Annotated in this window: 1 protein-coding gene; it reads right to left on the minus strand. The window is 31.9% G+C overall.

Annotated elements, in window-relative coordinates; all coding sequences use genetic code 11:
- Nucleotides 1-169: 169 nt before the first annotated feature.
- A complete protein-coding gene (locus NE544_RS11955) occupies nt 170-1,027 on the minus strand; it encodes an aminotransferase class IV (RefSeq protein WP_256269492.1) in 858 nt (285 codons plus the stop codon).
- Nucleotides 1,028-1,132: the final 105 nt, after the last annotated feature.

Raw genomic sequence — 1,132 nt, forward strand, 5'->3', positions numbered from 1 at the left:
TTTTATTTCCTGTTCAGTTTTCAAAGATCATGTGCACCTCAGCAGTGCTCATCTATATTACCAAATACTTCCCGCTTCGTCAAATGTTTTTTTTATTTTTTTTCATCTTTTTTACTGTATACGCTTACATCGCCATTTTTAAAAGAAAACTGGCAAAATGCCAGTTGAATTAATCAATACGTTTTGCGTTTGTATAATCATAAAATTCATTAAATACATAATCCTGTAACTTTTTAAATGTTGATATATCTTTCCCAACAAATGGTTTACCATCTACCTTTTTTACTCGACGACAAATGTGTGAACTACTAGATACAATTATTTCATCCGCATCAAATAACTCTTGCAAAGAATAAACTTTTTCTTCATACGGAATATGTAAAGCTATACAAGCTTCTAACAAGTGTTTACGAGCAATACCAGGCAAAATATATTCATCACAAGGTGCAGTTATAAAGCAACCATCCTTTAAGATAGATACATTGCTATGAGCACATTCTGTAACACGATCTGGTCCTCTATGTAAAATACATTCATCAAAACCATGATTATGTGCATCTGTTGAATACATTACTGCAGGAATTAAATTAATCGTCTTAATGTTATTATGAAAGAATCGTGTATCTTCCATGGTAACAACAGACATCTCTTTATTTGGGTCTGCCAAAGGCTTTGGTGTAATCATAACCCATAAATTACCTTTCATGTCTTCAGGATAAATATGATTTCGAATACCTGTTCCTCTTGAAACCTGCCAATATACAAACTGTGTTGGTGAATCTACTTTATTTACTAATTCAATTAATAAATCTTGTAATTCCTCTTTTTTATATGGAATGTTAATATTTAAAAGTTTTGCACTATTGTAAAAACGATTTAAATGATCTTGAAGTGCAAAAATTGTATGATTATTTGCATAGGATGCATCGTATACACCATCTCCAAAATAACAAGCACGGTCCAACATTGGAACTTGCATATTTTCTAATTCATCTATTTTTCCATTGTAAAAGCCTAAGTTCTTCATAATATCCTCTTTTCTTTCTAGTATATTATATGCCGAACTACAAAAAAGGCAAAAAAAAAGGACCCGGCAGCTAGCTATCTTCGCAGGGGCAAGCCCAACTATTGT

It is taken from the genome of Holdemanella sp. MSK.7.32 (assembly GCF_024460475.1).
GTDB lineage: Bacteria > Bacillota_I > Bacilli_A > Erysipelotrichales > Erysipelotrichaceae > Holdemanella.

Bases quoted from the DNA above. Each gene is read 5' to 3' on its own strand.
- NE544_RS11955 (WP_256269492.1), bottom strand. From the start codon at position 1,027: ATGAAGAACTTAGGCTTTTACAATGGAAAAATAGATGAATTAGAAAAT.